The following is a 25,478-nucleotide window of genomic DNA, read 5'->3' as shown; positions in this document are numbered from 1 at the left end:
ATGTTCAGGACCCCAACGAATCTGTCGCACGCATCGGCGCGTCGCGACGTGCCTTCCAACGCCGCGCGCTTGCGCCGCTGCCTGACGCGCCTGGCAGCGCCTCTGGCGGGGCTGCTGTTCGCTGCGGCCGCGCATGCCGTGCCGCAGGTGTCGAGCCTTGTCCATTCACCCGACATCCTTCCCGCCGGCGGCACGGTGACCAGCACGATCACCATCGCCGAGACCGACAGCCTGCCGATCGGCGCGCCGGGCGCCTCCTTCACCTACACGATCCCCGTGGACACGGTCTACATGGGTACTGGCACGGTCCCCGTGGGCAGCTGCTCGTCCGGCGTCGCGGTGGGCGCAGCCGGCCCGGGCACGCTGACCTGCTCGGGCATCACGTTGGGTGCGAACGAGTTACGCGATTTCCAGGTACTGCTGCGCACCACCGTCCAGGGCACGCTGAGCGTCACCGCCGCGATCAGCGGGGGCAGCTCGAGCGAAACCAAGATCATCACGGTGAACCAGGGCGCCGACGTGTCGGTGGCCATCAGCGCACCGGCCACCGCGCCGAGCGGCAGCACGGTGCCGATCGTCTTCACGCTCACCAACAACGGCCCCGACACCAGCTCGGGCTCGAGGCTGACCTATTCCGTTCCCACGGGGTTGTCGGTCTCGGGCTCCGGCCTGCCTTCGGGCTGCTCGATCAGCGGCAGCCTGCTGACCTGCAACGTGCCGGCCACGCCGGCCACCACGGGCAGCAACACGCGCACCTTCACCGTCAACGGCGTGGTCACCGCGGGCGCCGGCTCCACCATCACGCACCAGCCGGCCGTGGCGCCGGCGGGTTCGATCGGCGATGGCGTTTCCACCAACAACAGCGCCACTGCCAACACCACCGTGACGGCGGGCTACGTGCTCGCGCTCGCCAAGAGCCATGACGGCGGCCAGCTGCTGGTGGGGCAGCGCTTCAACTTCCGCCTGAGCCCGAGCTTCAGCGGCACCGCTCCCACGGGCGTCACGCTGAGCGACACGCTACCGGCCAACTTCACGATCCAGCCGTTCTCCGCGGGCGGCGGCTGGACCTGCTCGGTCGCCGGCCAGACGGTCAGCTGCACGCGCACCGACATCGGCGGCACCGGCGGCGCCAACGTGGCGCTCGGCGACATCCTCATCCCCGTGATCGCCTCGTCTGCCGGCACCGGCGTCGTCAACCAGGCCACCGTGAGCGCGACCGGGCCCATCGCCAACTCCGCCACGGGCAGCGTGCCCGCCGACGTGGCGGTCTCCGCCACCGACTTCCGCGCCGACAAGCGACGCGGCTGGCCGCAGAACAACGTGCCGCTGGGCCAGGCCTTCGACTACCAGGTCGGCAGCACCAACCTCGGCAGCACGCGCCTGCTGGCGGGCAGCACCATCCAGCTGGTGGACGACCTGCCGGCCGGCGTGCAGATCAACAGCGTCACGCAGCGCGACGGCTACACCTGCACGGTGACCCAGGGCGGCACCACCGTCGTCCCGACGCCCGCCACGCCGGTGCCCGGCCCCGCGACCGTGACCTGCACGCGCACGCTCGCCACCGACATCGATGTCGACCTGTCGAACGGTGCCAGCGCGCGCAATGGCGGCTACATCATCGTGAACGCCACCATCCCGGCGCTGCCGTCGGGAGGCGGCCAGATCGTCAACAGGATGTGCGTGAACGTGGCGTTGCCCGCGAGCGCGCCCACGCTCGGCACCGACCCGGACGCCAACACCGGCAACGACTGCGTGAACCTCGGCACCGGCGTGGACGACGTCGCCACCGCCGCTGACGTGAAGGTGCTCAAGCGCGTGGTGGGCATCGGCGACAGCGCCGGCAACCGCCAGATCGCGGGCCAGGACGTCACCTGGCAGATCGAGGTGGTCAACGCCGGCCCCTCCGAGGCGCAGAACGTGGTCGTCACCGACAGCTTCGCTCAGGTGATCGGCGCAGGCAGCGTTTCGCAGACGCCCAACGGCGGCACCTTCGCGGGCACCTGCGCGCTGCCGGCCAACGGCGGCGGCTTCGGGCAGGCGTCGCTGTCGAACTGCACGCTGTCGACCCTGCCGGTCTGCCGCGCGAGCACCGACCCCGCCAGCGCCCTGCCGCTGTGCCCGGTCATCCAGGTCGTCGCCAAGCACTACGGCGACGGCGCCTCGGCCACCGACCACGGCTTCCAGATCAACAACACCGCCAATGCACTGGCGACCACGCCGGCAGATCCGGACCTGGCCAACAACAACGGCAGCGCCTCCGCCTTCCTGCTCGCGCGCACCGACGTGACGGTCACCAAGTCGGCCAGCCCCACTTTGGCACCGGTCGGCCAGGTGCTCACCTACACGTTGACCGCCGTCAACCGGAACGTGCCGCAGAGCCTGAGCCGCGCCTATGCCGTGAGCCTGACGGACACGCTGCCAGCGAACCTGATGTTCATTGATGCAATCCCGTCCGGCGGCGGCACCTGTGGCACGACACCGACGACGACGAGTCCCACCGGCGCCACGAACAACCAGCTCGTGTGCACCTGGAACTCGCTCAACCGCAACGTGCAGCAGACCGTCACGGTGCGCGTGCGGCCGCTGTACGCGCTGCTGGGAGAGCCGCCGCCCGTGACCAACAACGTGGTCGTGAAGACGGAAACGCCCGAACTCGACATGACTAACAACGCCGCCAGCGCCTCGACCTCGGTCTCCGCACCGACGTACGACCTGGCGGTGACCAAGCACGACGATGCCGACCCGGTGAACGTGGGCGACGACGTCGGCTACACCATCACCGTGTCGAACAACGCCGCATCGACGGCGGAAGGCGTGCGTCTGGTCGACACCCTGCCGCAGGCCCTGCTCTCCGGAGAAGCCGCACCCACTTTCGTGTCCGCGAGCGCGCCGGCGGGGATCCTCATCACCAGCCCGGCGGTTGGTACGTCAGGCGGGCAGGTCACATTCACCATTCCTGCGCTGGGCGGCAAGCAAAGCGAGAACGGGGCAACCGGAGAGCCCGATACGCTGCAGTTCCGCGTGGTACTGCGCGGCGTTTCGCGCGGCACCTTCCAGAACAACGCCAAGGTCGATTTCGTCCTGGCCGCGCAGAACGCCTACGACACGAAGCAGGCCAACAACGCGGTGGCCGAGAACACCACCTTCCGCTTCAAGGCCGACGTGCAGGTGGTCTCCAAGGCCGCTGTCTCCTCTGGCACTGCCACGCCGCTGGCCACCGTGTCGTCGGCCCAGACCTTCGACTGGCTCGTGCAGCTGCGCAACAACGGCCCCGACAGCGCAGAAACCACCAGCTTCACCGACACCCTGCCCGCGCCGCTGGTGCTGGCCGGCACGCCGGTCTTCACCGTCACCGGCGGCAGCTTCACGCCCGCCGCGCCCACCTGCACCGGCGCGGCCGGCAGCACGGCCGTGAGCTGCGCCATCACTTCGATGCCGGCCAACGGCACCGCCACCGTGCGCATCCCGGTGCGCTTCAGCGGCGCGGCGCCGGCCAACGGCACGGTGCTCACCAACCGCGCCCACATCGTCACCACCGGCTCGGGCGACACCAACGGCGGCAGCGATGCGGACAGCGGCAACAACTTCAACGACGGCAGCGTCACCGTGCAGAACAGCGCGCTCTCGGGCCGCGTCTATGAAGATCTGAACGGCAGTGGCGTGATTGATGCCGGCGAACCCGGCATCGCCGGCGTCACGATGCAGTTGAGCGGCACCGACAGCCTGGGCAACGCCGTCACGCAGACGACCACCACCGACGCCAACGGCAACTGGTCCTTCACCGTGCAGGCCGGCACGTACAGCGTGGTCGAGATCCAGCCTGCGGGTTACCTGCCCGGTATCACGCGCGCGGGCACTGTGGGCGGCATCACACGAGGCACAGTGCCAAGCGCGGGCGCGGGCGTCACCAATGGGCCGAACGGCTCGAACGCCAATCGCATCGACGGCATCGTGCTGGCCCAGGGCGAAGCCTCCATCGCCAACAACTTCGGCGAGGTGCGCGCGGCCAGCCTGGCCGGCCGCGTCTACCAGGATGCCGACTACAACGGCTCCAGCGCGGGCGACCCCAGCATCGCCGGCGTGACTGTCACGCTCACCGGCACCGACATGTTCGGCAATGCGGTGTCTCAGACCACCACCACAGCGGCGGGCACCGGCAACTACGCCTTCAACAACCTCGCGCCCGGCAACTACGTGCTGACCGAAACGCAGCCCGCGGGCTTCGCCGACGGCAGCGACGCGGCCGGAACCTCCGGCGGCACCGCGGGCAACGACGTGGTGAATGGCATCGCGCTGCGCTCCAACGCGAACGGCACCGGCTACGACTTCGGCGAGCAGCTCACCCGCATTTCGGTGGTCGTGTTCTCCGACGTCAACAACAACGCCAGGCCCGACACGGGCGAAGCCGGCATCGCTGACGTCAATCTGCGTCTGACAGGCACGGACGCGGCAGGCAACCCGGTGAACATCGTCGCGGTGCCTACCGGCACGGTGGGCGGCTACGAGTTCCGCAACGTGCCTCCTTCGGGCGCTGGCGGCTACACCATCACCGAAACCCAGCCATCTGGCTACGCGCCCGGGCAGGCGAGCAGCAACGGCCATCCGGGTACGGCGCAGGCTGGAGGCAACGTCATCACCGGCGTGACCGTCTCCGGCACCACCGTGCCGCTCACCCAGGGCGACTACCTCTTCGGCGAACTGCTGCCTGCCGGCATTTCGGGCCGTGTCTACTACGACCGCGACGGCAACGGCGCGCAGGGGGCACCCGCCACTGAACCCGGCATCGCGGGCGTCACGATCACGCTCACGGGCACCGACATCAATCAGCAGCCGGTGTCGCGCACCACTACTACCGACGCCAACGGTGACTACAACTTCCAGGGCATCGGTGCGGGCTCGTACACCGTGACCGAGACGCGGCCCACGGGCTACGGACCAGGCCTGACGCGTGCCGGCACCGTCGCCGGCACGGGCAGCGTGCGCGGCACCGTGCCGACCACTGGCAGCGGCGTGACCAACGGACCCAACGGCTCGACCGCGAACGTGATCCAGAAGATCGTGCTGGGCGCCGGCGTCGCCGACGCGAGTTCCACCGGCAACAACTTCTCGGCCGTGAAGCCCGCCAGCCTCTCGGGCTACGTATACGCCGACGTGGCGCCTTCCAACGGCACACGCGACACCGGCGAGCCCGGCATCGCAGGCACCACCATCCGCGTGACCGGCACCGACTTCCTGGGCAACCCGGTCGACCGCACGGTGCAGACCGCTGCCGACGGCCGCTACCTGGTCGACGCGCTGACGCCCGGCACCTACCAGATCGACGAGACGCAACCCGCCGGCGTGGCCGACGGCCCCGAGTCGCTCGGCACTGTTGGCGGCGCCGCGCGCGGCACCGTCAACCCCGGCGGCACCAACGACCGCTTCGGCGGCCTCGCACTGGTCTCGGAAGACGTGGGCATCGACTACAACTTCGGCGAGCGCGGCGGCCAGATCGCCGGCTGGGTGTACGTCGACACCAACAACGACGGCGTTCGCCAGCCCACCGAGGTCGGCATTCCCGGCGTGACGCTCACGCTCACCGGCCGCTCGGCCAGCGGCCTGGTGGTGAACGCCACCGTGGTCACCGACGCCAGCGGCCGCTACGTCTTCACCGGCCTGCTGCCGGCCGACGCGGCGGGCTACACCATCCGCGAGACGCAGCCCGTGACGTATGCCGACGGCCTCGACGCCGTGGGCACGCTCGAGGGCACGGCCAGCGGCACGCTGGGCAACGACGTCATCGGCGCCATCGCGTACCGCGGCGGCAACGGCGACAACTACAACTTCGGCGAACGCGGCGCATCGCTGGCGGGCACCGTCTACAACGACGCCAACCGCAACGGCACGCGCGAGCCGCAGGACTTGCCGATCCCGGGCGTGACCATCACGCTCACCGGCACCGATGCCGCGGGCCAGCCGGTGACGCGCACCGCCGTCACCGACGCCAATGGCCGCTACGAACTGCCCGGCCTGCCGTTGCCCGGCAGCGGCGGCTACACCGTCACCGAGACGCAGCCCACCGGCTACGACGAAGGCATTGCCGTGCCCGGCACGCTGGGCGGCACCGCGCAGGGACCGAACCAGATCCGCGTGAACTTCACCGGCCTGGACGCCCACGGCACCGGCTACGACTTCAACGAGCACAGCAACCAGCCCGCCTCGCTCACCGGCACCGTGTGGTTCGACCAGAACCACAACCGCACCCGCGAGTCGGGCGAAGGCCAGGGCGAAGGCTGGACGGTCGAGCTGCTGCGCTGCGCCGACGGCGGCAACGCCTGCGCGGAAACCGCGGCCACCGTGCTCTACACCGTGACCACGAGCGCCAACGGCAGCTACCGCTTCGGCGACCTCGTGCCCGGCGAATACCGCGTGCGCTTCCGCGCGCCCGACGGCCGCGTCGTGGGCGGCGTATGGCCGACCGATGCGTCGCAGAACGGCGCGAGCGGCCCGTATCCCACGCCCGCCGCGAGCGATCCGCGCTTCACCATCAAGGTGCGCGTGAACGCGGGCGCCAACGTGCAGAAGCAGGACCTGCCGTACGACCCGGGCGGCGTGGTGTACGACAGCGTCAGCGGCACGCCGGTGCCGGGCGCCGTGGTGCGCCTGGTCGGCCCGCCCGGCTTCGACCCCGCGCAGCACCTGCTGGACGGGCGCGACACCTACACGACCGGCCCCAACGGCTACTACGACTTCTTCCTGCTGCCGGGCGCACCGGCCGGCGACTACCGCCTGGCCATCACGCCGCCGGGCGCCTACCTGCCGTCGTCGATGTACCCGGCCGCGGCCGGCGCGCTGGGCACGCAGTCGTGCGCGGCGCCCGCCAACGGCCCGGCACCCGCGCAGACCAACCCCTGCGTGGTGAGCCCCGGCGCAGCGCTGGTCACCGGCGCGGGCTACTACCTGATGTTCAAGATGCCGGGCGGCGGCGGCCAGCACGTGGTGGCCAACAACATCCCGCTCGACCCGTCGGACGCCACGCTCATCGAGCTGCGCAAGACGACATCGAAGCTCACCGTGAAGAAGGGCGAGCTGCTGCCGTACCGCATCACGGCGCGCAACACGCGCGGCAACCCCGTGCCGGGCGTGGCCGTGGTCGACACGCTGCCGCCGGGCTTCCGCTACATCCAGGGCTCGCTCACCGTGCGCACCATGCCCGGCGGCGTGGCGCTGCCGGTGGTGCCGCAGATCAACGGCCGCCAGGTCGTGGTGCCCGGCCAGAACTTCGCGCCCAACGAGACCAAGGAATACCTGATGGTCGCGGGCGTGGGGGTCGGCGTGGGCGAGGGCGAGTTCGTCAACCAGGTCGTCGCCCTGCAGGGCGTGGGCGGCCGCACGCTGTCGAACCTTGCCACGGCCACCGTGCGCGTGGTACCCGATGCGCTGTTCGACTGCACCGACGTGATCGGCAAGGTCTACGACGACAAGAACGCCAACGGTTACCAGGACGACGGCGAACCGGGCCTTGCCAACGTGCGCATAGCAACGGTCAACGGCGTGCTGGCCACCACCGACGCCGAGGGCCGCTACCACATCGCCTGCGCCGCCATTCCGAAGGAAGGCACCGGCAGCAACCTGGTGCTCAAGCTCGACGAGCGCACGCTGCCTTCGGGCTATCGCACCACCAGCGAGAACCCGGCGGCCGAGCGCGCCACGCGCGGCAAGGTGCTGAAGATCAACTTCGGCGCCACCGTGCACCGCGTGGTGCGCCTCGCGCTGCAGGGCGCGGCCTTCGAAGACGGCAACAGCGCGCTGCGCGCCGGCTTCGCGGGCGAACTCGACCGCACCGTGAGCGTGCTCGCCGAAAAGACGGCAGTGCTGCGGCTGGCCTACAAGGCCGCGCAGGGCGAGCCCGGATCGCTGGGCCGCCAGCGCACCGACGCGGTGAAGGCCGCGGTGCTCGCGCGCTGGAAGCAGCTCGGCGAACAACGCGCCGGGCGCAACGAGCCGCCGCTTTTCAACCTGGACATCGAGGTCGAGCTGGTGCCTGCCACCGCCGCCTCGGACGAGGCGAAGCCATGACCCGCCCACAGACACCGAACCCGATCCAGCGAGCCGACATGAGAAGAAGAAAGACGCTTCCGAAGCGCATGGCCCTTGCAGGCGCCGTGACTGCCGCCTGCCTGAGCATGGGGCTGGCCGCCGCACAGGAGACCGCGGTGCGCGGCCGCATGCTCGACCAGGCCACGGCCGACCCGCGCGCCGTGGATATCGACGGCGCACGCCGCCTGCCGCGCAGCAGCGAGCGCGAGCTGCCCAAGGCCACCTTCGTGCTCGGCGATGCGGTCGAGCCCCGCGCGGCGACGGCCGCCGTGGCCGCATCGCCCGCCGAACGCAGCAACGCCAGCACGCCGCATTTCGATTCCGGCGCAGACGGCCTGCTGCCCGCCGACCGCGCGCAGCTCGACCGCATCGCCGACCAGGTGAAAGGCCGCGACGGCCTGCGCTTCGAGATCGTCGGCCACACCGACACGCAGCCCCTGAGTGCGAAGTCGCGCGAGCGCTTTGCCGACAACCACGCGCTGGGCCTGGCCCGCGCGCAGCAGGCCGGTCGCTATCTCACGCAGCGCCTGGGCCTGCCGGAGGTCGCGGCCTCCGCCACGTCGCGCGGCCCCGATGCACCCGTGGCCACGCCTGCAACTGACCCCGCCAACTGGGCCGCCAACAGGCGCGTGGAAGTGCGCGTGTACTGGCGCGATGCTGTCGTTGCGCCGGCACCCGCACCGGCCGACCCCGGCGTGTGCCGCACCTTCACCGCCTTCGGCACCGACGACGCACCGCTGCGCCTGAGCGTGGACGGCCAGCTGTTGTCCGCAGACGGCAAGCTCCCGTCCGCCGAAGGCACGACGAGTGCCGACCGCCAGCGTTGCGTCGACGTGCAGCTGGAGCGCAACCAACTGCGCCTGCAGTACGACAACCTCTCGCAGCCGCGCCGCCTGAGCGCCAGCGCATGGCCCACCACCGTGGTGGCGGGCGACACCGTGCGCTTCGCCGGCTACAGCAACTACCTGCTGTTCACCAGCAAGGCAGAACTGCGCGTGTTCACCGCCAACGACGTGATGCAGCGCCGCCTGGTCGCAACCGTGCCGCTGGACGCCGCATTGCGCGGCGAATGGCAGGTGCCCGAAGGGCTGCTGAACCGCCTCGCCGAAGGCGCGAGCGGCAAGCTGTACTACCGCGTGCGCGTGTACGACCGCCAGGGCCGCTTCGACGAAACCGACGACCTCTCGCTCACGCTGGCCCAGCGCCACAAGCCCGAGACCGGCACGCCGCCCGACCCGGTGCGCGAGCTGCTGCGCGGCTATGGCCAGAACAACATCGCCATCGCCAACATTCCGTTGAGCGCCGGCACCGTTACCGCCAGCGGCGCGGCCATTCGCCCCGGCGAGAGCGTGCGCGCGCTCGGCTTTGCGGTGCCGGTGGACGAGAGCGGCCGCTTCGTGTTCCAGCAGCTGGTGCCGCGCCGCGTGCAGACCGGCGAGATCGCCGTTACCGACGCTCAGGGCGCCACGCGTGCCTACCGCCGCGACTTCGAACTGCCCGCGAGTGACTGGTTCTTCGTGGGCCAGGCCGACCTCACCGTGGGCAGCAACAGCGTGAGCGGCCCGGCCGCGATCATGACCAACGACAAGAACCGCTACGGCGGTGGCGGCTGGAGCGAAGGCCGCATTGCCGGCTATGCGAAGGGCCAGCTCAACGACCGCTGGACGCTCACGGCCAGCGTCGACACCGAAGAGCGCCCGCTGAAGGAGCTGTTCCGCAACCTCGACCGCAAGGACCCGACCTCGCTGTTCCGCCGCTTCGACCCCGAGGATTCGTGGAGCACCTTCGGCGACGACTCCACCACCATCGAGGACGCGCCCACGCAGGGCCGCTTCTACCTGCGCGTGGACGACGGCCGCTCGCAGGCCATGTGGGGCAACTTCAAGCTCAACTTCGGCGACACCGAACTCACCCGCGTGAGCCGCGGCCTCTACGGCTTTCATGGCCGCTACCTGGGCGAGGAGTCGACCGCCTTCGGCGAGGCGCGCCTGAAGGTCGACGCCTTCGCGGCCGAGCCCGGCACGCTGGCCGCGCGCGAGGAATTCCGCGGCACCGGCGGATCGCTCTACTACCTGCGCAACCAGGACATCACGCGCGGCGCCGAGCGCGTGACGCTGGAAATCCGCGACAAGGACTCCGGCTTCGTGCTCAAGCGCACGCAGCTCGTGCCGAGTTCCGACTACGAGATCGACTACCTGCAGGGCCGCGTGCTGCTGTCGGCGCCGCTGCCCAGCCTGTCGGACGACGGCTCGCTGGTGCGCGCCGGCGGCTTTACCGGCATGCCGACCTACCTGGTGGTGGACTACGAATACACGCCGCTGACTTCCTCGCTCGACACGCTCGCCGTGGGCGGCCGCGTGTCGTGGTGGGCCAACGACCACGTGGGCGTGGGCGTGACGGCGTCGCGGCAGGACCAGATCGGCGGCGACCAGCGCCTGGCCGGCACCGACATCACGCTGCGCAAGACCGAGAACACCTACTTCAAGGGCGAGTTCGCGCGCAGCAAGGGCCCGGGCACCAGCCAGCTCGACTCGCTGGACGGCGGCTTCAGCTTCACGGGGCGCAACGGTGCCATCGGCAACACGCTGGGCAACGGACCCACCGGCAACGCAAACGCATGGCGCCTCGAAGGCCAGGCCGACCTGGGCGACTTCGACATCCGCGGCGGTGGGCGCGTGAGCGCCTACGCGCAGTCGCGCGACGCGGGCTTCTCGGCGCCGGGCCAGTACGCGAGCAACGCCACGCGCCAGACCGGCGTGCAGGCCACCGTGCCCTTCGGCGAGAAGGGCCAGAGCGGCGCAGGCGAGCTGCGCCTGAAGGCCGACCGCCGCGACGAGCGCGACGGCTACAACAGCAGCGTGCTCGACGCGCAGTACGCCCTGACCCTGTCGCCCGAGTGGAAGCTCGGCCTCGGCCTGCGCTACGACGACAAGACCGGCGACGCGCTCATCACCAGCCCGTCGCTGCCGACCACGCAGGCGGTGTCGGGTGAGCGCGCCGACGCGGCCGTGCAGCTCGAATACATCGGCAGCGATCGCTGGAGCGCCTACGGCTTCGCGCAGAAGACGCTGCGGCGCACCGGCACGCGGCTGGAGAACGACCGGCTGGGCTTCGGCGGGCGCTACCGCGTCAACGACAAGCTCGCGCTGCGCGGCGAGGTCTCCACCGGTGACGGCGGGCTGGCCGGCAAGGCCGGCGTCGACTACCAGTACGACGACCGCTCCAACCTCTACATGACCTACGTGGCCGACACCGGCCGCACCGACGAGAACCTCATCGGCCGCGGCGGCAGCCTCGTGACCGGCGTGCGCTCCCGCGTGGGCGACGGCCTCACCATGTTCACCGAGCACCGCCAGGCCACCGGCACGCAGCCGGGCCTCACGCATGCCTACGGCGTGCAGTACGCGCCCGACACGCGCTGGACCTTCGGCGTCAACTTCGAGAACGGCTGGATCGGCGCCGAGACCCTGGGCGCCACGCGCCGCGAGGCCGTGGCCTTCACCACCGGCTATTCGAGCGAGCGCATGAAGTACAGCGGCGGCCTCGAATACCGCAAGGACCGCACCACGGCCGAGACACGCACCAGCTGGCTGGTGAAGAACTCCTTCAGCTGGAAAGTGGACGACGATGCGCGCTGGGTCGGCAAGTTCAACTGGGCCGACAGCGACAGCACCACCGGCACACTGGCCGCCGCCAAGTACACCGAAGCCATGCTCGGTTACGCGCTGCGCCCGGCGCTGAACGACCGGCTGAATCTGCTCTTCAAGTACACCTACCTGTACGACCTGTCGTCGCCGGGCCAGGTGGTGTCGGGCGGGGTCGACTCGAGCCTGGGCACCGTGTCGACCACCGGCATCGACTACCAGCAGCGCAGCCACGTGTTCGCGATCGACGCCACCTACGACATCGACCCGCGCTGGACCCTCGGCGGCAAGTACGCCTGGCGCCGCGGCGAACTGCGCGCGAGCCGCGACAACTCGTCGCCGTGGTTCAAGAGCTCGGCCGAGCTTGCCGTGCTGCGTGTCGACTGGAAGCTGGTGCGCAACTGGGACTGGATGCTCGAGTGGCGCACGCTGCGCGCCAAGGAACTCAAGGACCGCAAGAGCGGCTGGGTCACCGCCGCGTACTACCACGTCAACGAGAACCTGAAGGTGGGCGTGGGCTACAACTTCACCGACTACTCAGACAACCTCACCGACATGAGCTACCGCAGCAAGGGGTGGTTCCTGAACGTGCTCGGCAAGTTCTGACGAAGCCCGTGCCATGCGCGAAGGACACGACATGCCCATCACGGTTCCGCTGGTCGACATCGCGCAGGCGCTGGCGCGGGCGGGCTGCCCCGGCAACCGTTGCGACCGCTACCGGCTCTACGAGGAGTGGGCACGCGATTTCCAGGCCGACTTCGAGGCCCGCGCCGCGGCAGGGCGCAAGCCAGGGCGCACCTACCTGCACGACGTGACGGCCTTCGCGCTGCGCCGGGCGGCGGCGTACGGGTTCGACGTGCGCTGCGAAGACTTCGGCGCGCGGCTGTGCAGCGAGGCGCGGCTGGTTGCCGGCGTTCGCTGACCCTGGAAGAACCCGGTAGCTAGGAGCTTTCGCGCTGCTCGATGCGGAACGGGATCATCACCGTCTCCGCGGGCGGCCGGTGCCCTTCGCGCGCACCGTCGATCACACGCAGCAGCAGTTCGCCCGCCGCCTTGCCGATGCCCACGCAATCCACCGCCACGGTGGTGATGCGCGGGTGGCAGGCACGCGCTACTTCGAAATCGCCGAAGCCCGCGATCGCGATGCGGCCCGGCACGTTCCAGCCGCGCCGCTGGCATTCCATCAGCGCGCCGAAGGCCGAGAGGTCGGACACGCAGATCACCGCATCCACGTCGGGCCACTGCCGCACGAGTTGCACCACCGCTTCACCGCCTTGCGCCATCGAGATCGGCGGCTGGCCGAAGCTGATGACGCGGCCGTCGGGCAGGCCCAGTTCGCGGATCGCCTCCGCATAGCCGCGTTGGCGGTCCGCGCCGCGCGTGTCGCGGTTCGAGGTGCCGCCGATGAAGGCGATGCGCCGGTAGCCCTTGCCGTGCAGGTGCCGCACCATCGCGGCCGCGGCCTCAGCGTTCGAGAAGCCGACCGTGTGTTCGATGGGCGTGGCGGGCAGGTCCCAGGTCTCGACCACCGGCACGCCGGCGGCCTGCAGCATCGAGCGCGCGGCGGGTGTGTGCGAGCCGCCCGTGAGGATCACGCCTTCGGGCCGGCGCGCGAGCATGGCGCGCAGCAGGCGCTCTTCGGTTTCCACGCGGTAGTCGGTGTAGCCCAGCAGCAGCTGCAGGCCGCGCGCTTCCACCGCCGCGGTGATGCCCTGCGCGGTTTCCGAGAAGTTGGAGTTGTTGAGCGACGGAATCAGCACCGCGATGAAGCCCGAACGCTTGCTGGAGAAGGTGCGTGCCGTCTGGTCGATGACGTAGCCCATTTCCTCGCAGGCCTGCAGGATGCGCTGGCGCAGCGCCTCGGAGGTCACGCGGTCGCTGCTCGCGCCGCGGTTGAGCGCGCGCGACACCGTCATCTTCGACACGCCGACGCGCGCGGCCACGTCGGCCATCGTCGCGGGGCGGGTGAGGGGGGCGGCAGCAGCGGTGGCTTTGTTTGGAGGCAAGGGCTTCTTTCTCTCTCGGAAATGCGGGTTCGAGGATATGCGACGCGAGGTCAGATACCGATAACCTGTAAATCGCCGATTTAGGTATGTAAAGAATACAGCGATTGATTCTTTTACAAGAATGAAAAATAGCGCAATCAGCGTACGGGAAAAGCCTAAGTTACCGGTATCTTTTCCAGTGCCACACTGCAAACCCCAAGTTCAGGGAAACCAGCGCCGTGGCCATGACCATCGAAGTCTTCGATTCCCGTTTCGCCCCCGTCGCCCGCGATGCCGGTCCGCTCGAGCGCCTGTGCACCGGCGCCGCCTGGAGCGAAGGCCCGGTGTGGATGCGCGAAGACGGCGCGGTGCTGTGGAGCGACATTCCCAACAACCGCATGCTGCGCTGGCATGCCGAAGACGGCATGAGCGTGTGGCGCGAGGGCGTGGAGTTCACCAACGGCCACACCCGCGAGGCCGACGGCGCTTTGCTGCATTGCTCGCACGGCCAGCGCGCCATCGTGCGCACGCGCTTCGGCCCGGGCCTGCTGCCGCTGGCCGACGAGGTGGTGGTCGACCGCTATCAGGGCCGCCGGCTCAACTCGCCCAACGACATCGTCGTGAAGCGCGACGGCAGCATCTGGTTCACCGATCCGCCGTACGGCATCGTGTCCGACCATGAAGGGCACAAGGCCCAGAGCGAACTGGGCCGCAACCATGTGTTCCGCTTCGACCCCGCAAGCGGCGCGTTGCGCTCGGTGAGCGATTTCGTCGAAGAGCCCAACGGGCTGGCCTTCTCGCCCGACGAAAGCGTCCTCTATGTGAGCGACACATCGCCCGCCTTGCGCACCGACGGCTCGGGGCATCACCATATCGTCGCCTTCGAGGTGATCGGCGGGCAGGACCTTGCCAGCCCGCGCGTGTTCGCGGTCGTGAACCCGGGGCTTGCGGATGGCTTTCGCATCGACGTGCACGGCTTCGTCTACACAAGCAGCGCCGACAGCGTGCAGGTCTATCACCCTGACGGCACGCGCATGGCGCGCATCGCGGTGCCGGAGAAGGTGGGCAACCTGACCTTCGGTGGCAATGACGGCAACGAGCTGTTCGTGTGCGCCTCGACATCGCTCTACCGCATTCGCCTGAACACCCGCGGGGCGGTGCGCGCATGAACGCCGCTTCTGCCTTGCTGCAGTTCCAGGGCATCAGCAAACGCTTCGGCGGCACGCAGGCGGTCGACAACGTCACGCTCGACGTGCGCGCCGGAGAAATCCTCGCGCTGCTCGGCGAGAACGGTGCGGGCAAGTCCACGCTCATCAAGCTGCTCGCGGGTATCTATCCCGCGGACCAGGGAGAGATTCTTTTCGACGGCCGACCGCAAGCCGACTGGCGGCGCAGCGACCGGCGCGAGCAGCCGGTTGCGTTCATCCACCAGGACCTGGGCCTTGTCGAATGGATGACGGTTGCCGAGAACGTGGGTCTGGGCACCGGTTATCCGCGCCGCTTCGGCCTCATCGACTGGTCCGCCGCGAACGACACGGCGCGCCGCGTGATGGCGCGCGTGGGCTGCGACATCGATCCAGGCCGCCGCGTGTTCTCGCTCACGCGCGCCGAGAAGTCGCTGCTGGCCATCGGCCGCGCGCTTGAAGTGAAGGCGCGGCTGCTGGTGCTCGACGAGCCCTCGGCCAGCCTTCCGATGAGCGACGTGGAGCGCATGTTCGGCGTGCTGCGCGAATTGCGCCGGCAGGGCATGGCAATGCTGTACGTGTCGCACCGGCTCGACGAGGTGTTGGCCATTTCCGACCGCGCGGCCGTGATGCGCGACGGCAAGCTGGTGGCGGTGAAGGACACGGCGCAGACGAACGAGGGCGAACTCGTCGGGCTGATCGTGGGCAAGGCGCTGTCGGCTTCGGTGCAGAAGGCGAAGGCACCTGAACCCGGGAGCAGCGAGCCCGTGCTGCAGCTCGACGGCGCGGCCAGCGGCAACGCCGGCCCGTTGAGCCTCGCCGTGCACCGCGGCGAAGTGCTGGGCCTCGTCGGCCTGCGCGGCGCGGGCCACGAGGCCATCAGCCGCGCGATCTTCGGCCGCGAGCCGCTGTCGGCCGGCCGCATGCGACTGCTCGGCAACGCATGCGCCTTCACGTGTTCCGCCGACGCCATCCGCGCCGGCGTGGCCTACGTTGCCGGCGAGCGCCTTGAAGAAAACCTTGCCGGTTCGATGACCGTGCTGGAGAACCTCTTTCCCAACGCCGCATTGCATGGCGACCGCGGCCTTGCCTTCGACCGCCCGCGCCGGGAGAACGACCAGGCACTCGCGCTCATCCGGCGCTTCGACGTCAATCCGCCCGCGCCGTCCGCCGAAGTGCAGCAGCTCTCCGGCGGCAACCAGCAGAAGGTGGTGCTGGCGCGCTGGTTCCACCTGGACAAGCCGCTGGTAGTGCTCGAAGAGCCCACCGCAGGCGTGGACGTTGGCGCCAAGCGGCAGATCTACGGCGTGCTGCGTGAGCGCGCCGAGGCTGGCACGGCGCTGGTCGTGGTCTCCACCGACTTCGAGGAAATCGCGACCGTGTGTACCCGCGTGCTCGTGTTCCGCGACGGCCTGATCGCGGCCGAACTCGCGGGCGACGCGATCACGGTCGAAAAGCTATTGGCATTGGCAGCAGGCGCGGCAACGCGCGAGGAGATTCACGCATGAGCAGTTCCATCCGGTCCACGGCGCTGGAGCCAGACAAGTCCCTCGACGGCGAGGCCATTTCCCTGGCGCAGAGCATCGGCCGCGCAATGCCGGTCTACGGGCTCGTGGTGCTGATGGCGGCGCTGGCGCTGCTGTTCTCGCTGCTGCTGCCCGACACCTTTCCGACGCTGTTCAACCTGCGCGCGATCCTGGCCGACAAGTCGGTGATTGCACTGCTGGCACTGGCCGCGACCATCCCGATGATCACCGGCAAGATCGATCTCACGGTGGGCTACGGCATTGTGCTGTGGCACATCCTCGCGATCAGCCTGCAGACGCAGCTCGGCCTGCCGTGGCCGGCGGCAGTGCTGGTGGTACTGGCGTGCGCGGCGCTGTTCGGCGTGCTCAACGGACTGCTGGTCGAACTGGCGCAGATCGATTCGTTCATCGCCACGCTGGGTACGGGCACCGTGATCTACGCGGTGGCCATGTGGCACAGCGGCGGGCGGCAGGTGGTGGGCGAGTTGCCCGACGGTTTTGTCGGCATCGCGGGCGGCAACCTGCTGGGGCTGCCGGTGGGCGCGTTCTATGTGCTTGCGGTGAGCGTCACGCTGTGGGTCGTCACCGAGTTCACGCCGCTGGGCCGCGCGCTGTACGTCATTGGCGCGAACCCGAAGGCGGCGCAGCTCAACGGCATTTCGGTGCGCAGGCATGTGATGGGCGCGTTCGTCGCGTCGGGGCTGCTGTCGGGCTTTGCGGGCGTGCTGCTGGCTTCGCGGCTGCAGATCGGGCAGGCGAGCGTGGGGCTCGAATTCCTGCTGCCTGCGCTGGTGGGTGCGTTCCTTGGTTCGACCACCATCCGGCCCGGCCGCGTGAACGTGTGGGGCACGCTGGTTGGCGTGGCGATTCTTGCCATCGGCATCTCGGGCATCCAGCAGTTCGGCGGCGCCTTCTATGTGGAGCCGCTTTTCAACGGCCTGACGCTGCTGGTGTCCATCGGCATCGCGGGCTGGGCGCAACAGCGGCGCAACCGTTCGATCAAGCGGCGCATTGCCGAGCGGCAGCTCGATCACGCGCAACCCGTTCCCTCAACGCCGTCGGAATGACGGCTCATCACAACGACTGGAGACAAGCATGAAGAAGAGTGTTCCCGCACGCACCGTCGCCGCTGCCGTGCTGGCCCTGTGCGCCGCCACGCTGGCACCCAAGGCCATGGCCGATGACTTTCTCGATGTTGCGAAGAAGAAGGTCGAGATCGCGACCATGACCAAGGAAAAGTGGGACGGCCCCACCACCGGCCCCAAGGCCAGCGCCGGAAAGACCATCGTCTTCGTCGCGGGCGACATGAAGAACGGCGGCATCGTCGGCGTCAGCAAGGGCGTGGAAGAAGCGGCCCGCGCCATCGGCTGGACGGTGCGCGTCATCGACGGGCAGGGCACCGTGAGCGGGCGCACCGCCGCGCTCAACCAGGCGCTGGCCGTCAAGCCGGCGGGCATCGTGGTCGGCGGCTTCGACACCACCGAGCAGAAGGCTGCGTTCGCGGGCGCCGCGAAGTCGGGCATTCCGCTGGTCGGCTGGCACTCGGGCGAGCAGCCGGGCCCGAACGACAAGGCGGGCCTGTACGCCAACGTGACCACCGTGACCGACGACGTGGCCGACGTCGCCGCCTCGTGGGTGGTGGCCGATTCGGGCGGCAAGGCCGGCGTGGTGATCTTCACCGACTCGCAGTACGCCATTGCGCTGTACAAGGCGCGCGCCATGGAGGCCGTCATCAAGAAGTGCGGCGGCTGCACCGTGCTGAGCTTCGAGGACAGCCCCATCGCCGAAAGCTCCACCCGCATGCCGCAGCTCACCACCTCGCTGCTGCAGCGCTTCGGCGACAAGTGGACGCACTCGCTGGCCATCAACGACCTGTACTTCGACTTCATGGGCCCCTCGCTCACGGCGGCAGGCAAGAAGGGCGACGGCTCGCCCAAGGCCGTGTCGGCCGGCGACGGCTCCGAGGCGGCCTACCAGCGCATCCGCACGCAGCGCTTCCAGGCCGGCACGGTGCCGGAGCCGCTGAACATGCAGGGCTGGCAGATCGTGGACGAACTCAACCGCGCCTTCGCCAAGGAGAAGTGGTCGGGCTACGTGCCCAAGGTGCATCTGGTGACGGTGGGCAACGTAGGCAAGGACGGCGGGCCGAAGAACGTGTTCGACCCGGACAACGGCTATCGCACGCAGTACAAGGCCGTGTGGGGCAAGTGACTGCCGCAAGGGTGCCGAGAGGCACCCCAGGTGCCTTCACCGGATCTCCTTGTGCACGAAGGTGGCGTTGTCGATGACGTTGTGCCTTCCGAGCCCGCGCTTGTCGAACAGCTTGATGTCGGTGCTCGCTGGCGAGTATTCGAGGATGCCGAAGTTCTCGCGCTCGCCGGTGTAGTAGTACTTGGTGACGAAGGCGCCCGAGGAGACGACCTCGAACATCTTCGTCTCGCCGGCCGGCGGCAGGAACGCGTTCTCGTGGATGTCGCCGGTCAGGAAGATCACGTTGCGCTTGTAGATGATCTCGCGGAACTTCGCGTAGTCGTCGCGGTAGCGCATCCAGCCGTTGCCGGTTGCGCGGATCGGCATGCCGGCGCAGATCAGCACGTAGCCTTGCTCGTTGGCCAGTTCTTGCTTGAGGTAGTCGAGCTGCTTCTGCCCAAGCAGCGGGCTCGCGTCGCCGGGGTCTTTGCTGTACCAGCGGGTGTCGAGAAAAATCGCCTTGCCGATGCGCTGCTGCTGGTGCATCAGGGGCACCGAGTAATAGATGCCGTCGATCTTGGGGTCGAGGTGCGCGGGGTTGCGCAGCTGCTCGATCTCCATGTATTTGGTGAACAGCCGGCGGGTTTCCTGCTTCACCGGCGCCTTGACGTCCGAGCCGTGCGCGTTGTTCCAGGCGAAGTCGTGGTCGTCCCAGGTGCCGTACACGCCGCCGCCGTTGTCCTGCCGCTGGCGCAGCGCGGTTCGCAGTGCCTTGAAATTCGGCACGTTCCATTGCGCTTCGTACTTTCCCTGCATCACGTCGGCGAACTTGGCGGCGTCCCACTTGGACGGTTCGCCCAGGTCGGGAAAGAAATCCATGTAGATCTGGTCGCCCAGCAGGAACAGGTAGTCCGGCTGCTCCTGCGCGATGCGGTCCCAGACGTGCTGGTAGCCGTCGGGGCCGGACTTGAAGTTCATGCACGACGTGAAGGCGATCTTCATGGGGGCTCCTCATTCACCGGTCTGTATGCCGGGTGAGGCGGATCATAGGCAGCCCTTGCGCGTTGTCTCTCCGCAAAACATGGGATGGCGCCGTGTGCCCAGGCGTGCGCGCTCAGTTCAGAGCCAGTTGCCGCTCTGCGGCATCTGCACCTTCTCGGCCGGGTCGTCGCTCGTCACGAACGAGCCGATGGCGATGCTCAGCAGCGAGATGAAGATGCTCGCGAACAGCGCGGTCCAGAAGCCCGACACCTTGAAGCCTTTCACCAGCGCCGCCACCAGCAGGATCATCAGCGCGTTGATGACCAGCAGGAACAGCCCGAAGGTCACCAGCGTCAGCGGCAGCGTGAGCACGATCAGCAGCGGCTTGACGACGGCGTTGGCCAGGCCCAGCAGCAGCGCCGAGACCACCAGCGCGCCGGTGCTGTCGAACTTGAGTCCGCGAAACAGGTGGCTGGCCACCCACAGCGAGATGGCGGTGATGGCCCAGTGGATGAGGAAGGGAGTCAGGTTGTTCAGCATGGGTTTGGTGTGTGGCAGCAGACGCAGAGTTTGTTTCCGTCCGGATCGCGGAAGTAGGCGCCATAGTAGTCCGGGTGGTAGTGCGGCCTGAGGCCGGGCGGGCCTTCGCACACGCCGCCGTGCGCGAGGGCGATGGCATGGGCGCGGTCCACGGTGGCCCGGTCGGCGGCCATCAGCGCCACCATCTGTCCGTTGCCGGGCGAGGCGGCCTGGTCGTCGTACGGGGTACCCACCAGGAAGAGCGGGCGGGGCGCATCAGGGCTTTGCCAGCCGGCCCATGGCTTGCCGTCATCGCGAAACCTCAGCTTGAGGCCGAGCTCGCCCATGAGCGCCGAATAGAAAGAAAAGGCGCGTTCGAAATCGTTCGCGCCGATGTAGACATGGGAAAGCATGCGAGTGAATTCTTCCTGGTTAGCGTTTGAATTGTTGAACGCTGTTTTCGATTGTTACCCTAGGAAACAACGGCGAGGACGCCGTTAAGATCGCCGCTCTTATGGCCAACGCGTCTATCGCCAGCATGACCCCCGCCCCGGCTTCGGCCGACGAGGCCGAATCGTGGGTGCGCGGCGAGCTCATCCGCAGCCTGATGCGCTCCGCGCGGGGCTCGTATTTTGTCTCGGCCGCGCTGATGCCCGCGATGGTCGGCCTGAACTGGGCCTATGTGCCCCGCTGGGAGCTGCTCACGTGGCTCGTAGCCGGCCTCATCGCCACCGCGTGCCGCGCATGGGGCGCGCGGGTCTATGCGGTGCGCTATGCCGGGCGCAGTGCGGCGGCGCAGCAGCAGTTCACCGAGCGCTACGGCTTCGTCTGGAGCACCAGCGCGGTGGTGTGGGGCTTGTCGGTGCTGCTGTTCTTCGAGCGCACGCCGCAGGTCAACCAGTTCATGAGCTGGCTCATCGTGGCCGGTGTGGGCACCTTCCCGCTCAACGGGCTGGCGCTGCATCCGCCGCTGCTCAAGCGCTACGTCAACACGCTGTTCATCACGATGCTGGGCGCGGTGGTGATACGCCTGGCGTCGATCGCGCTGCACCATCCGCAGTTCCAGTACGGCTACCTGATGCCGATCTTGCCGATCCTTCACTGGTTCCTGCTGCTGCGGGCGGGGCGGCACATTCACGAGACGGCGCGCAACAGCCTGGAGCTGCTGTTCCACAACCACATCCTGATCAAGTCGCTGACCCAGCAGCGTCAGGCGGCGGTGTCGGCCGTGGCCATGAAGAACCGCTTCCTGGCCAGCGCAGCGCACGACATGCGCCAGCCGGTGCTGGCACTTTCGTTGTACGCCGATTGGCTGCGCAACGAGCCTGAGCTGGTGCTGGAGCTCGCGCCGAAGATCGTGCGCGCCACGCATGCGGTGAATGCGCTGTTCGACTCCATGTTCGACCTGGCGCGCATCGACTCGGGCCAGGTGCGCCTGCATGTCGAGCGGGTCGACGTGCCCGAGCTGCTGCACGACCTCGAACTGCAGTACCGCCCGGTGGCCGAGAGCCGCGGCCTCGACTTCCGCGTGCACGTGTGCGAGGGCTCGTTCCTGACCGACCCGATCCGCGTGCGCCGCATGATCGGCAACCTGCTGGCCAACGCCATCAAGTACACGGCCGAAGGCGGCGTGCTGCTGGCGGCGCGGCAGACACGCGACGGTCTGCGCGTGGAAGTGTGGGACACCGGCATCGGCATCGCGCCCGAGCATCTGCGCGACGTGTTCCTGGAGTTCTACAAGGTAGCGGACCATGCCGGCACCTCTGATGGCTTTGGCCTGGGCCTGGCCATCGTCGCGCGGCTGTCGCACGTGCTGGGCCACCCCGTCAGCGTGCGTTCGCGCCTGGGCAGCGGCAGCGTGTTCCGCGTGGCGCTGCACGACGCCGACGAGGCTGTGGCGCAAGCCCGCGTGAGCGCCTCGGGCGGCTGAGAGCGACATAAAAAACCGCGCACAGGGCGCGGTTCTGGAGGTCGTCAGGCTCGCCGGCGGGAATCAGCCTGACAGCAAACCGTTGGTGCGTGCGTAGTGCAGAGCTTGGGTACGGCTCTTCACGCCGAGCCTGCGGAACAGGCGCCACAGGTGCACCTTCACCGTGTGCTCGCTGATCTCCAGGTCGGTGGCGATGTCGCGGTTGCTCATGCCCTTGTCGAGCATGGCGATCAGTTGCGTCTGCCGTTTCGACAGCTTGCCGCTGTTGGCGGCTGGCATCTCGTCGGCTTCATCTTCCGAGCCTGCCATCAGCAGGCCGCGCAAGGCAGCCGCCAGCTCGTTGGAACTGGCCGACTTCTCGATATAGGTGTCTGCGCCGGCTTCGATGCAGGCGTCCTCCATGTCCGCGGAAGGTGCTGCCGAATACACGGCAATGGGCACGTTCGGATAGACCTGCTTGACCGCGATCACGCCCGACACGCCATTGGTGTCCGGGAGCTTCAGGTCCAGGCAGAAGAGGGTGGGCGCACCACGCTGCTGCACCGAGCTCGCGAGCTTGTCGAGGCGCTCGAGCTCGACGATGTTCTCGGCCGGACGCAATCGCCGCAAGACCATCACGATCGCGTCGCGCATCAGGGGGTGGTCGTCGATGACATAAATGCTCATGTTTTCTTCCTTTGTGATCGCACCGTCTTCTCTCTTCCTGCTCATCGGCGGATAAGCCGATGGGCTTTGCCGGATCAACTCCCGCTCGTTGTGGGTGTTGCCTCCGTCAGGGCCTCCAGCGCCTCGGTGACGGCGCGTGTTCCTTCTGTGTCGATGGGTTCCAGCTGGCTGGCCAGCGTGGTCAATGCTTCGCCGCGCTGCGCCTGCAAGACCGCGATGGTACGGCCCGCTTCCTGCGGCGACGTGAATCCACGGCTTTGCAGCAGGGTTTCGCCGCGCGCATCCAACAGCTTGAAATAGAAAAGCCCGTCCGCCTTTTCGCGGTACTGCTTGAAACTTGGCTTCGCGACCTTGGCAGCCTTGGCTGCGCCCTTGTCCTTGCCGGCCGCGAGATTGCGCAGGCCGACCGCGTGGCGCAGGCTGGCCATGAACGGCTTCGACAGGGCCTGCGCTTTCTCGGCGCCGATGAGCAGGATGCGCTCGATCTCTGCCGGGTCGTTCATCAGCGCGTCGTAGCGCGCGCGCAGCGGCGCCACTTCATGGTCGATGCGCTCGAACAGCAACTGCTTGGCATCACCCCAACTAATGCCATTGGCGTACTCCTTGCGCAGCGACTCGGTTTCTTCGGCGCTGGCAAAGGCCTGGTAGATCTGGAACAGGGCCGAGCCCTCGGTGTCCTTGGGCTCGCCGGGCGCGCGCGAGTCGGTCACGATGCTGGAGATCTGCTTTTGCAGCTGCGCGCGCGGCGCGAACAGCGGGATCGTGTTGCCGTAGCTCTTGCTCATCTTGCGGCCGTCGAGGCCGGGCAGGGTGGCCACGGCGTCGTCGATCTCGGCCTCGGGCAGCGTGAAGTGATCGCCGTACAGGTGGTTGAAGCGCTGCGCCATGTCGCGCGCCATCTCGATGTGCTGCACCTGGTCGCGGCCCACGGGCACCTTGTGGGCGTTGAACATCAGGATATCGGCGCCCATGAGCACCGGGTACATGAAGAGGCCGGCCGTCACGTCGGCATCGGGGTCCTCGCCCTTGGCCACGTTCTTGTCGAGCTGTGCCTTGTATGCATGCGCGCGGTTGAGCACGCCCTTGCCGGTGACGCAGGTGAGGAACCAGGTCAGCTCGGGGATCTCGACGATGTCCGACTGGCGGTAGAAGGTGACGCGCTCGGGGTCGAGCCCGCAGGCCAGCCAGCTGGCGGCAATCTCGAGCGTGGAGCGCTGGATGAGTGCCGGCTCCTGCACCTTGATGAGCGCGTGGTAGTCGGCCAGGAAGAAGAAGCTCTGCACACCGGGCGCGACGCTTTGCCGCACCGAATGGCGGATCGAACCGACGTAGTTGCCGAGGTGAGGCGTGCCCGACGGCGTGATGCCGGTCAGGACGCGCAGGGGAGCTTGAGGAGACGGAGCCATGGGACGAAGGAGGAACTTAGCGCAGCAAAGCCACGAGCGGAATGAGGAACGTGTTGATGATGGCGTAGCCCGCAGCCATCAGCGGCTGCAGCCAGAGCTTGCCGAGGACTCCGGCCAGCACCAGCGCCATCACGATGAAGAAGCCGTAGGGCTCGATGCGCGCAAGAAAGTTCGGCACTGGTCCATTCGGCAGCAACCCGACGAGGATGCGGCCGCCATCGAGCGGTGGCAAGGGGAACAGGTTGAAGGCCCACATCACGAGGTTGACCAGCACGCCACCCTGCGCCATCTGTACGAAGAAAGGTTCGTCGATGCCCGCAGCGCGTAGCAGGACGAAGAGGATGGCCCATATGAGTGCCATTGCGAAGTTCGCGGCCGGCGCTGACAGCGACACCCAGAGCAGATCCCGCTTCGGATTGCGCAGGTTGCTCGGATCGAACGGAATCGGCTTGGCATAGCCGAACAGCAACGCACCTGAGGTCGCAAAGTACAGCACCAGCGGGATCAGCAGCGTGCCGATGGGATCGATGTGCTTGATCGGGTTGAGTGTGAGCCGGCCCATCATGGCTGCCGTCTGATCGCCGAAGTGGCTTGCCACGCGGCCCCGGACCACGGCGGGCACCGTAATGGCGAACAGCACCGGCAGCGCCAGGATCAGGACGGTTTGAATCTGACTTGAAATATCCACTGGGCGATTGTGTCAGACGGGAGTGGTTCTCAGCCCCGATTTCAGAGGCCGAGCACAGCCAATGCACCGCGTCCCTGGCGCACCACGACCGGCTCGTCGCCAGTGCCCATGGGCGTGAGGTCGACCACCGTGGTCGGCTGCGACGGGCAGGCGCCTGCGTCGATGACGCCGGCGATCTGCTTCTCGAAGCGCTCGCGGATGATCTGCGCGTCGTTCAGCGCCTCGGTCTCGCCCGGTGCGATCAGCGTGGTGGCCAGCAGCGGCGCGCCGTGCAGCGACAGCAGCTCCAGCAGCACCTTGTGATCAGGCACGCGCAGGCCGATGGTCTTGCGCTGCGGATGGCTCACGCGGCGCGGCACTTCCTTGGTGGCTTCGAGCAGGAATGTGTAGGGGCCGGGCGTGGCCGCCTTCAGCAGGCGGTATTGCTTGTTGTCGACGCGTGCGTAATTGGCCAGCTCGCTCAGGTCGCGGCACAACAGCGTGAGGTGGTGCTTCTCGTCGACCTGGCGGATGCGGCGCAACTGGTCGACCGCGTCCTTGTCGTCGAGGTGGCAGGCCAGCGCATAGCTGGAGTCGGTGGGCACCGCAATGATCTCGCCGCGCTCGAGCAGCGTGACGGCCTGCTTCAGCAGCCGCTGCTGCGGGTTCTCGGGGTGGACTTCGAAGTACTGGGCCATGAA

General features: G+C 68.3%; 16 protein-coding genes. 8 read left to right on the top strand and 8 right to left on the bottom strand.

Annotated features, from left to right (window positions below; genetic code table 11):
- Genes BLW48_RS25255 through BLW48_RS25245 form a run of 3 tightly spaced genes read left to right on the top strand, consistent with a single transcriptional unit; the run spans position 1 to position 12,645 of the window.
- A complete protein-coding gene (locus BLW48_RS25255) occupies positions 1-8,058 on the top strand; it encodes an SdrD B-like domain-containing protein (protein WP_093178142.1) in 8,058 nt (2,685 codons plus the stop codon).
- Complete coding sequence (locus BLW48_RS25250; RefSeq protein ID WP_093178140.1) at positions 8,055-12,329, top strand: OmpA family protein; 4,275 nt, start codon at positions 8,055-8,057, stop codon at positions 12,327-12,329. Before BLW48_RS25255 ends, BLW48_RS25250 begins: the two co-directional genes overlap by 4 nt.
- A gap of 13 nt (positions 12,330-12,342) precedes the next feature.
- Positions 12,343-12,645: a hypothetical protein gene (locus tag BLW48_RS25245; protein ID WP_093058593.1), complete on the top strand. Its 303-nt coding sequence runs from the start codon at positions 12,343-12,345 to the stop codon at positions 12,643-12,645.
- Between the two features lie 19 nt (positions 12,646-12,664).
- Here BLW48_RS25245 and BLW48_RS25240 read toward each other — a convergent pair whose 3' ends face one another.
- The gene (locus tag BLW48_RS25240) at positions 12,665-13,675 is read right to left on the bottom strand and encodes a LacI family DNA-binding transcriptional regulator (RefSeq protein WP_093077247.1); all 1,011 of its coding nucleotides are present in this window, start codon (positions 13,673-13,675) and stop codon (positions 12,665-12,667) included.
- Between the two features lie 278 nt (positions 13,676-13,953).
- On the opposite strand from BLW48_RS25240, the gene BLW48_RS25235 reads away from it, so the two are divergent.
- Genes BLW48_RS25235 through BLW48_RS25220 form a run of 4 tightly spaced genes read left to right on the top strand, consistent with a single transcriptional unit; the run spans position 13,954 to position 18,629 of the window.
- Entirely contained in the window at positions 13,954-14,877 is a 924-nt protein-coding gene (locus tag BLW48_RS25235) for an SMP-30/gluconolactonase/LRE family protein (protein ID WP_093178139.1), read from the top strand.
- Positions 14,874-16,400 carry a sugar ABC transporter ATP-binding protein gene (locus tag BLW48_RS25230; protein WP_093178137.1) on the top strand — a complete coding sequence of 509 codons (1,527 nt, stop codon included), beginning with the start codon at positions 14,874-14,876 and terminating at the stop codon, positions 16,398-16,400. The genes BLW48_RS25235 and BLW48_RS25230 overlap by 4 nt, the downstream gene beginning before the upstream one ends.
- Positions 16,397-17,485, top strand: coding sequence for an ABC transporter permease (locus BLW48_RS25225; RefSeq protein WP_093058597.1), 1,089 nt, complete (start codon positions 16,397-16,399; stop codon positions 17,483-17,485). Before BLW48_RS25230 ends, BLW48_RS25225 begins: the two co-directional genes overlap by 4 nt.
- Positions 17,486-17,513: 28 nt before the next feature.
- On the top strand, positions 17,514-18,629 hold the full coding sequence (locus BLW48_RS25220) for an ABC transporter substrate-binding protein (RefSeq protein ID WP_093178136.1): 1,116 nt from the start codon (positions 17,514-17,516) through the stop codon (positions 18,627-18,629).
- Positions 18,630-18,665: 36 nt separating this feature from the next.
- On the opposite strand, the gene BLW48_RS25215 is transcribed toward BLW48_RS25220, so the two are convergent.
- The 3 genes from BLW48_RS25215 to BLW48_RS25205 all read right to left on the bottom strand — a co-directional run bounded on the left by BLW48_RS25215 (position 18,666) and on the right by BLW48_RS25205 (position 20,521).
- The gene (locus BLW48_RS25215; RefSeq protein ID WP_093077243.1) at positions 18,666-19,610 is read right to left on the bottom strand and encodes an alkaline phosphatase D family protein; all 945 of its coding nucleotides are present in this window, start codon (positions 19,608-19,610) and stop codon (positions 18,666-18,668) included.
- Between the two features lie 117 nt (positions 19,611-19,727).
- Positions 19,728-20,129 carry a phage holin family protein gene (locus BLW48_RS25210; protein WP_093058600.1) on the bottom strand — a complete coding sequence of 134 codons (402 nt, stop codon included), beginning with the start codon at positions 20,127-20,129 and terminating at the stop codon, positions 19,728-19,730.
- Positions 20,123-20,521, bottom strand: a complete 399-nt coding sequence (locus BLW48_RS25205) for a VOC family protein (RefSeq protein ID WP_093178134.1) — start codon at positions 20,519-20,521, stop codon at positions 20,123-20,125. Before BLW48_RS25205 ends, BLW48_RS25210 begins: the two co-directional genes overlap by 7 nt.
- Positions 20,522-20,646: 125 nt before the next feature.
- On the opposite strand from BLW48_RS25205, the gene BLW48_RS25200 reads away from it, so the two are divergent.
- A complete protein-coding gene (locus BLW48_RS25200) occupies positions 20,647-22,038 on the top strand; it encodes a surface-behavior sensor histidine kinase ShkS (RefSeq protein WP_256216781.1) in 1,392 nt (463 codons plus the stop codon).
- A 63-nt stretch (positions 22,039-22,101) separates the two neighbouring features.
- Here the strand turns inward: BLW48_RS25200 and BLW48_RS25195 are convergent, their stop codons facing one another.
- The 4 genes from BLW48_RS25195 to BLW48_RS25180 all read right to left on the bottom strand — a co-directional run bounded on the left by BLW48_RS25195 (position 22,102) and on the right by BLW48_RS25180 (position 25,475).
- The gene (locus BLW48_RS25195; RefSeq protein ID WP_093058637.1) at positions 22,102-22,704 is read right to left on the bottom strand and encodes a LuxR C-terminal-related transcriptional regulator; all 603 of its coding nucleotides are present in this window, start codon (positions 22,702-22,704) and stop codon (positions 22,102-22,104) included.
- 74 nt (positions 22,705-22,778) lie between these two features.
- Positions 22,779-24,110 (bottom strand): tryptophan--tRNA ligase, encoded by a 1,332-nt coding sequence (locus tag BLW48_RS25190; protein WP_093178133.1) that lies wholly within the window; start codon positions 24,108-24,110, stop codon positions 22,779-22,781.
- A 16-nt stretch (positions 24,111-24,126) separates the two neighbouring features.
- Positions 24,127-24,798 (bottom strand): site-2 protease family protein, encoded by a 672-nt coding sequence (locus BLW48_RS25185; protein WP_093178131.1) that lies wholly within the window; start codon positions 24,796-24,798, stop codon positions 24,127-24,129.
- Positions 24,799-24,839: 41 nt separating this feature from the next.
- Positions 24,840-25,475, bottom strand: coding sequence for an L-threonylcarbamoyladenylate synthase (locus BLW48_RS25180; RefSeq protein ID WP_093058605.1), 636 nt, complete (start codon positions 25,473-25,475; stop codon positions 24,840-24,842).
- Positions 25,476-25,478: the final 3 nt, after the last annotated feature.

This window comes from Variovorax sp. YR266, from assembly GCF_900107295.1.
In the GTDB taxonomy this organism is placed as follows: Bacteria; Pseudomonadota; Gammaproteobacteria; order Burkholderiales; family Burkholderiaceae_C; genus Variovorax.
This window is presented reverse-complemented; position numbering and strand designations above follow the sequence as displayed.

Excerpts from the sequence above, each read along its gene's own strand:
- BLW48_RS25240 (WP_093077247.1), bottom strand. The coding sequence starts at position 13,675 with ATGGCCGACGTGGCCGCGCGCGTCGGCGTGTCGAAGATGACGGTGTCG.
- BLW48_RS25220 (WP_093178136.1), top strand. The coding sequence starts at position 17,514 with ATGAAGAAGAGTGTTCCCGCACGCACCGTCGCCGCTGCCGTGCTGGCC.
- BLW48_RS25235 (WP_093178139.1), top strand. The coding sequence starts at position 13,954 with ATGACCATCGAAGTCTTCGATTCCCGTTTCGCCCCCGTCGCCCGCGAT.
- BLW48_RS25195 (WP_093058637.1), bottom strand. The coding sequence starts at position 22,704 with ATGAGCATTTATGTCATCGACGACCACCCCCTGATGCGCGACGCGATC.
- BLW48_RS25200 (WP_256216781.1), top strand. The coding sequence starts at position 20,647 with ATGACCCCCGCCCCGGCTTCGGCCGACGAGGCCGAATCGTGGGTGCGC.
- BLW48_RS25250 (WP_093178140.1), top strand. The coding sequence starts at position 8,055 with ATGACCCGCCCACAGACACCGAACCCGATCCAGCGAGCCGACATGAGA.
- BLW48_RS25225 (WP_093058597.1), top strand. The coding sequence starts at position 16,397 with ATGAGCAGTTCCATCCGGTCCACGGCGCTGGAGCCAGACAAGTCCCTC.
- BLW48_RS25205 (WP_093178134.1), bottom strand. The coding sequence starts at position 20,521 with ATGCTTTCCCATGTCTACATCGGCGCGAACGATTTCGAACGCGCCTTT.
- BLW48_RS25215 (WP_093077243.1), bottom strand. The coding sequence starts at position 19,610 with ATGAAGATCGCCTTCACGTCGTGCATGAACTTCAAGTCCGGCCCCGAC.
- BLW48_RS25180 (WP_093058605.1), bottom strand. The coding sequence starts at position 25,475 with ATGGCCCAGTACTTCGAAGTCCACCCCGAGAACCCGCAGCAGCGGCTG.
- BLW48_RS25190 (WP_093178133.1), bottom strand. The coding sequence starts at position 24,110 with ATGGCTCCGTCTCCTCAAGCTCCCCTGCGCGTCCTGACCGGCATCACG.
- BLW48_RS25210 (WP_093058600.1), bottom strand. The coding sequence starts at position 20,129 with ATGCTGAACAACCTGACTCCCTTCCTCATCCACTGGGCCATCACCGCC.
- BLW48_RS25245 (WP_093058593.1), top strand. The coding sequence starts at position 12,343 with ATGCGCGAAGGACACGACATGCCCATCACGGTTCCGCTGGTCGACATC.
- BLW48_RS25255 (WP_093178142.1), top strand. The coding sequence starts at position 1 with ATGTTCAGGACCCCAACGAATCTGTCGCACGCATCGGCGCGTCGCGAC.
- BLW48_RS25230 (WP_093178137.1), top strand. The coding sequence starts at position 14,874 with ATGAACGCCGCTTCTGCCTTGCTGCAGTTCCAGGGCATCAGCAAACGC.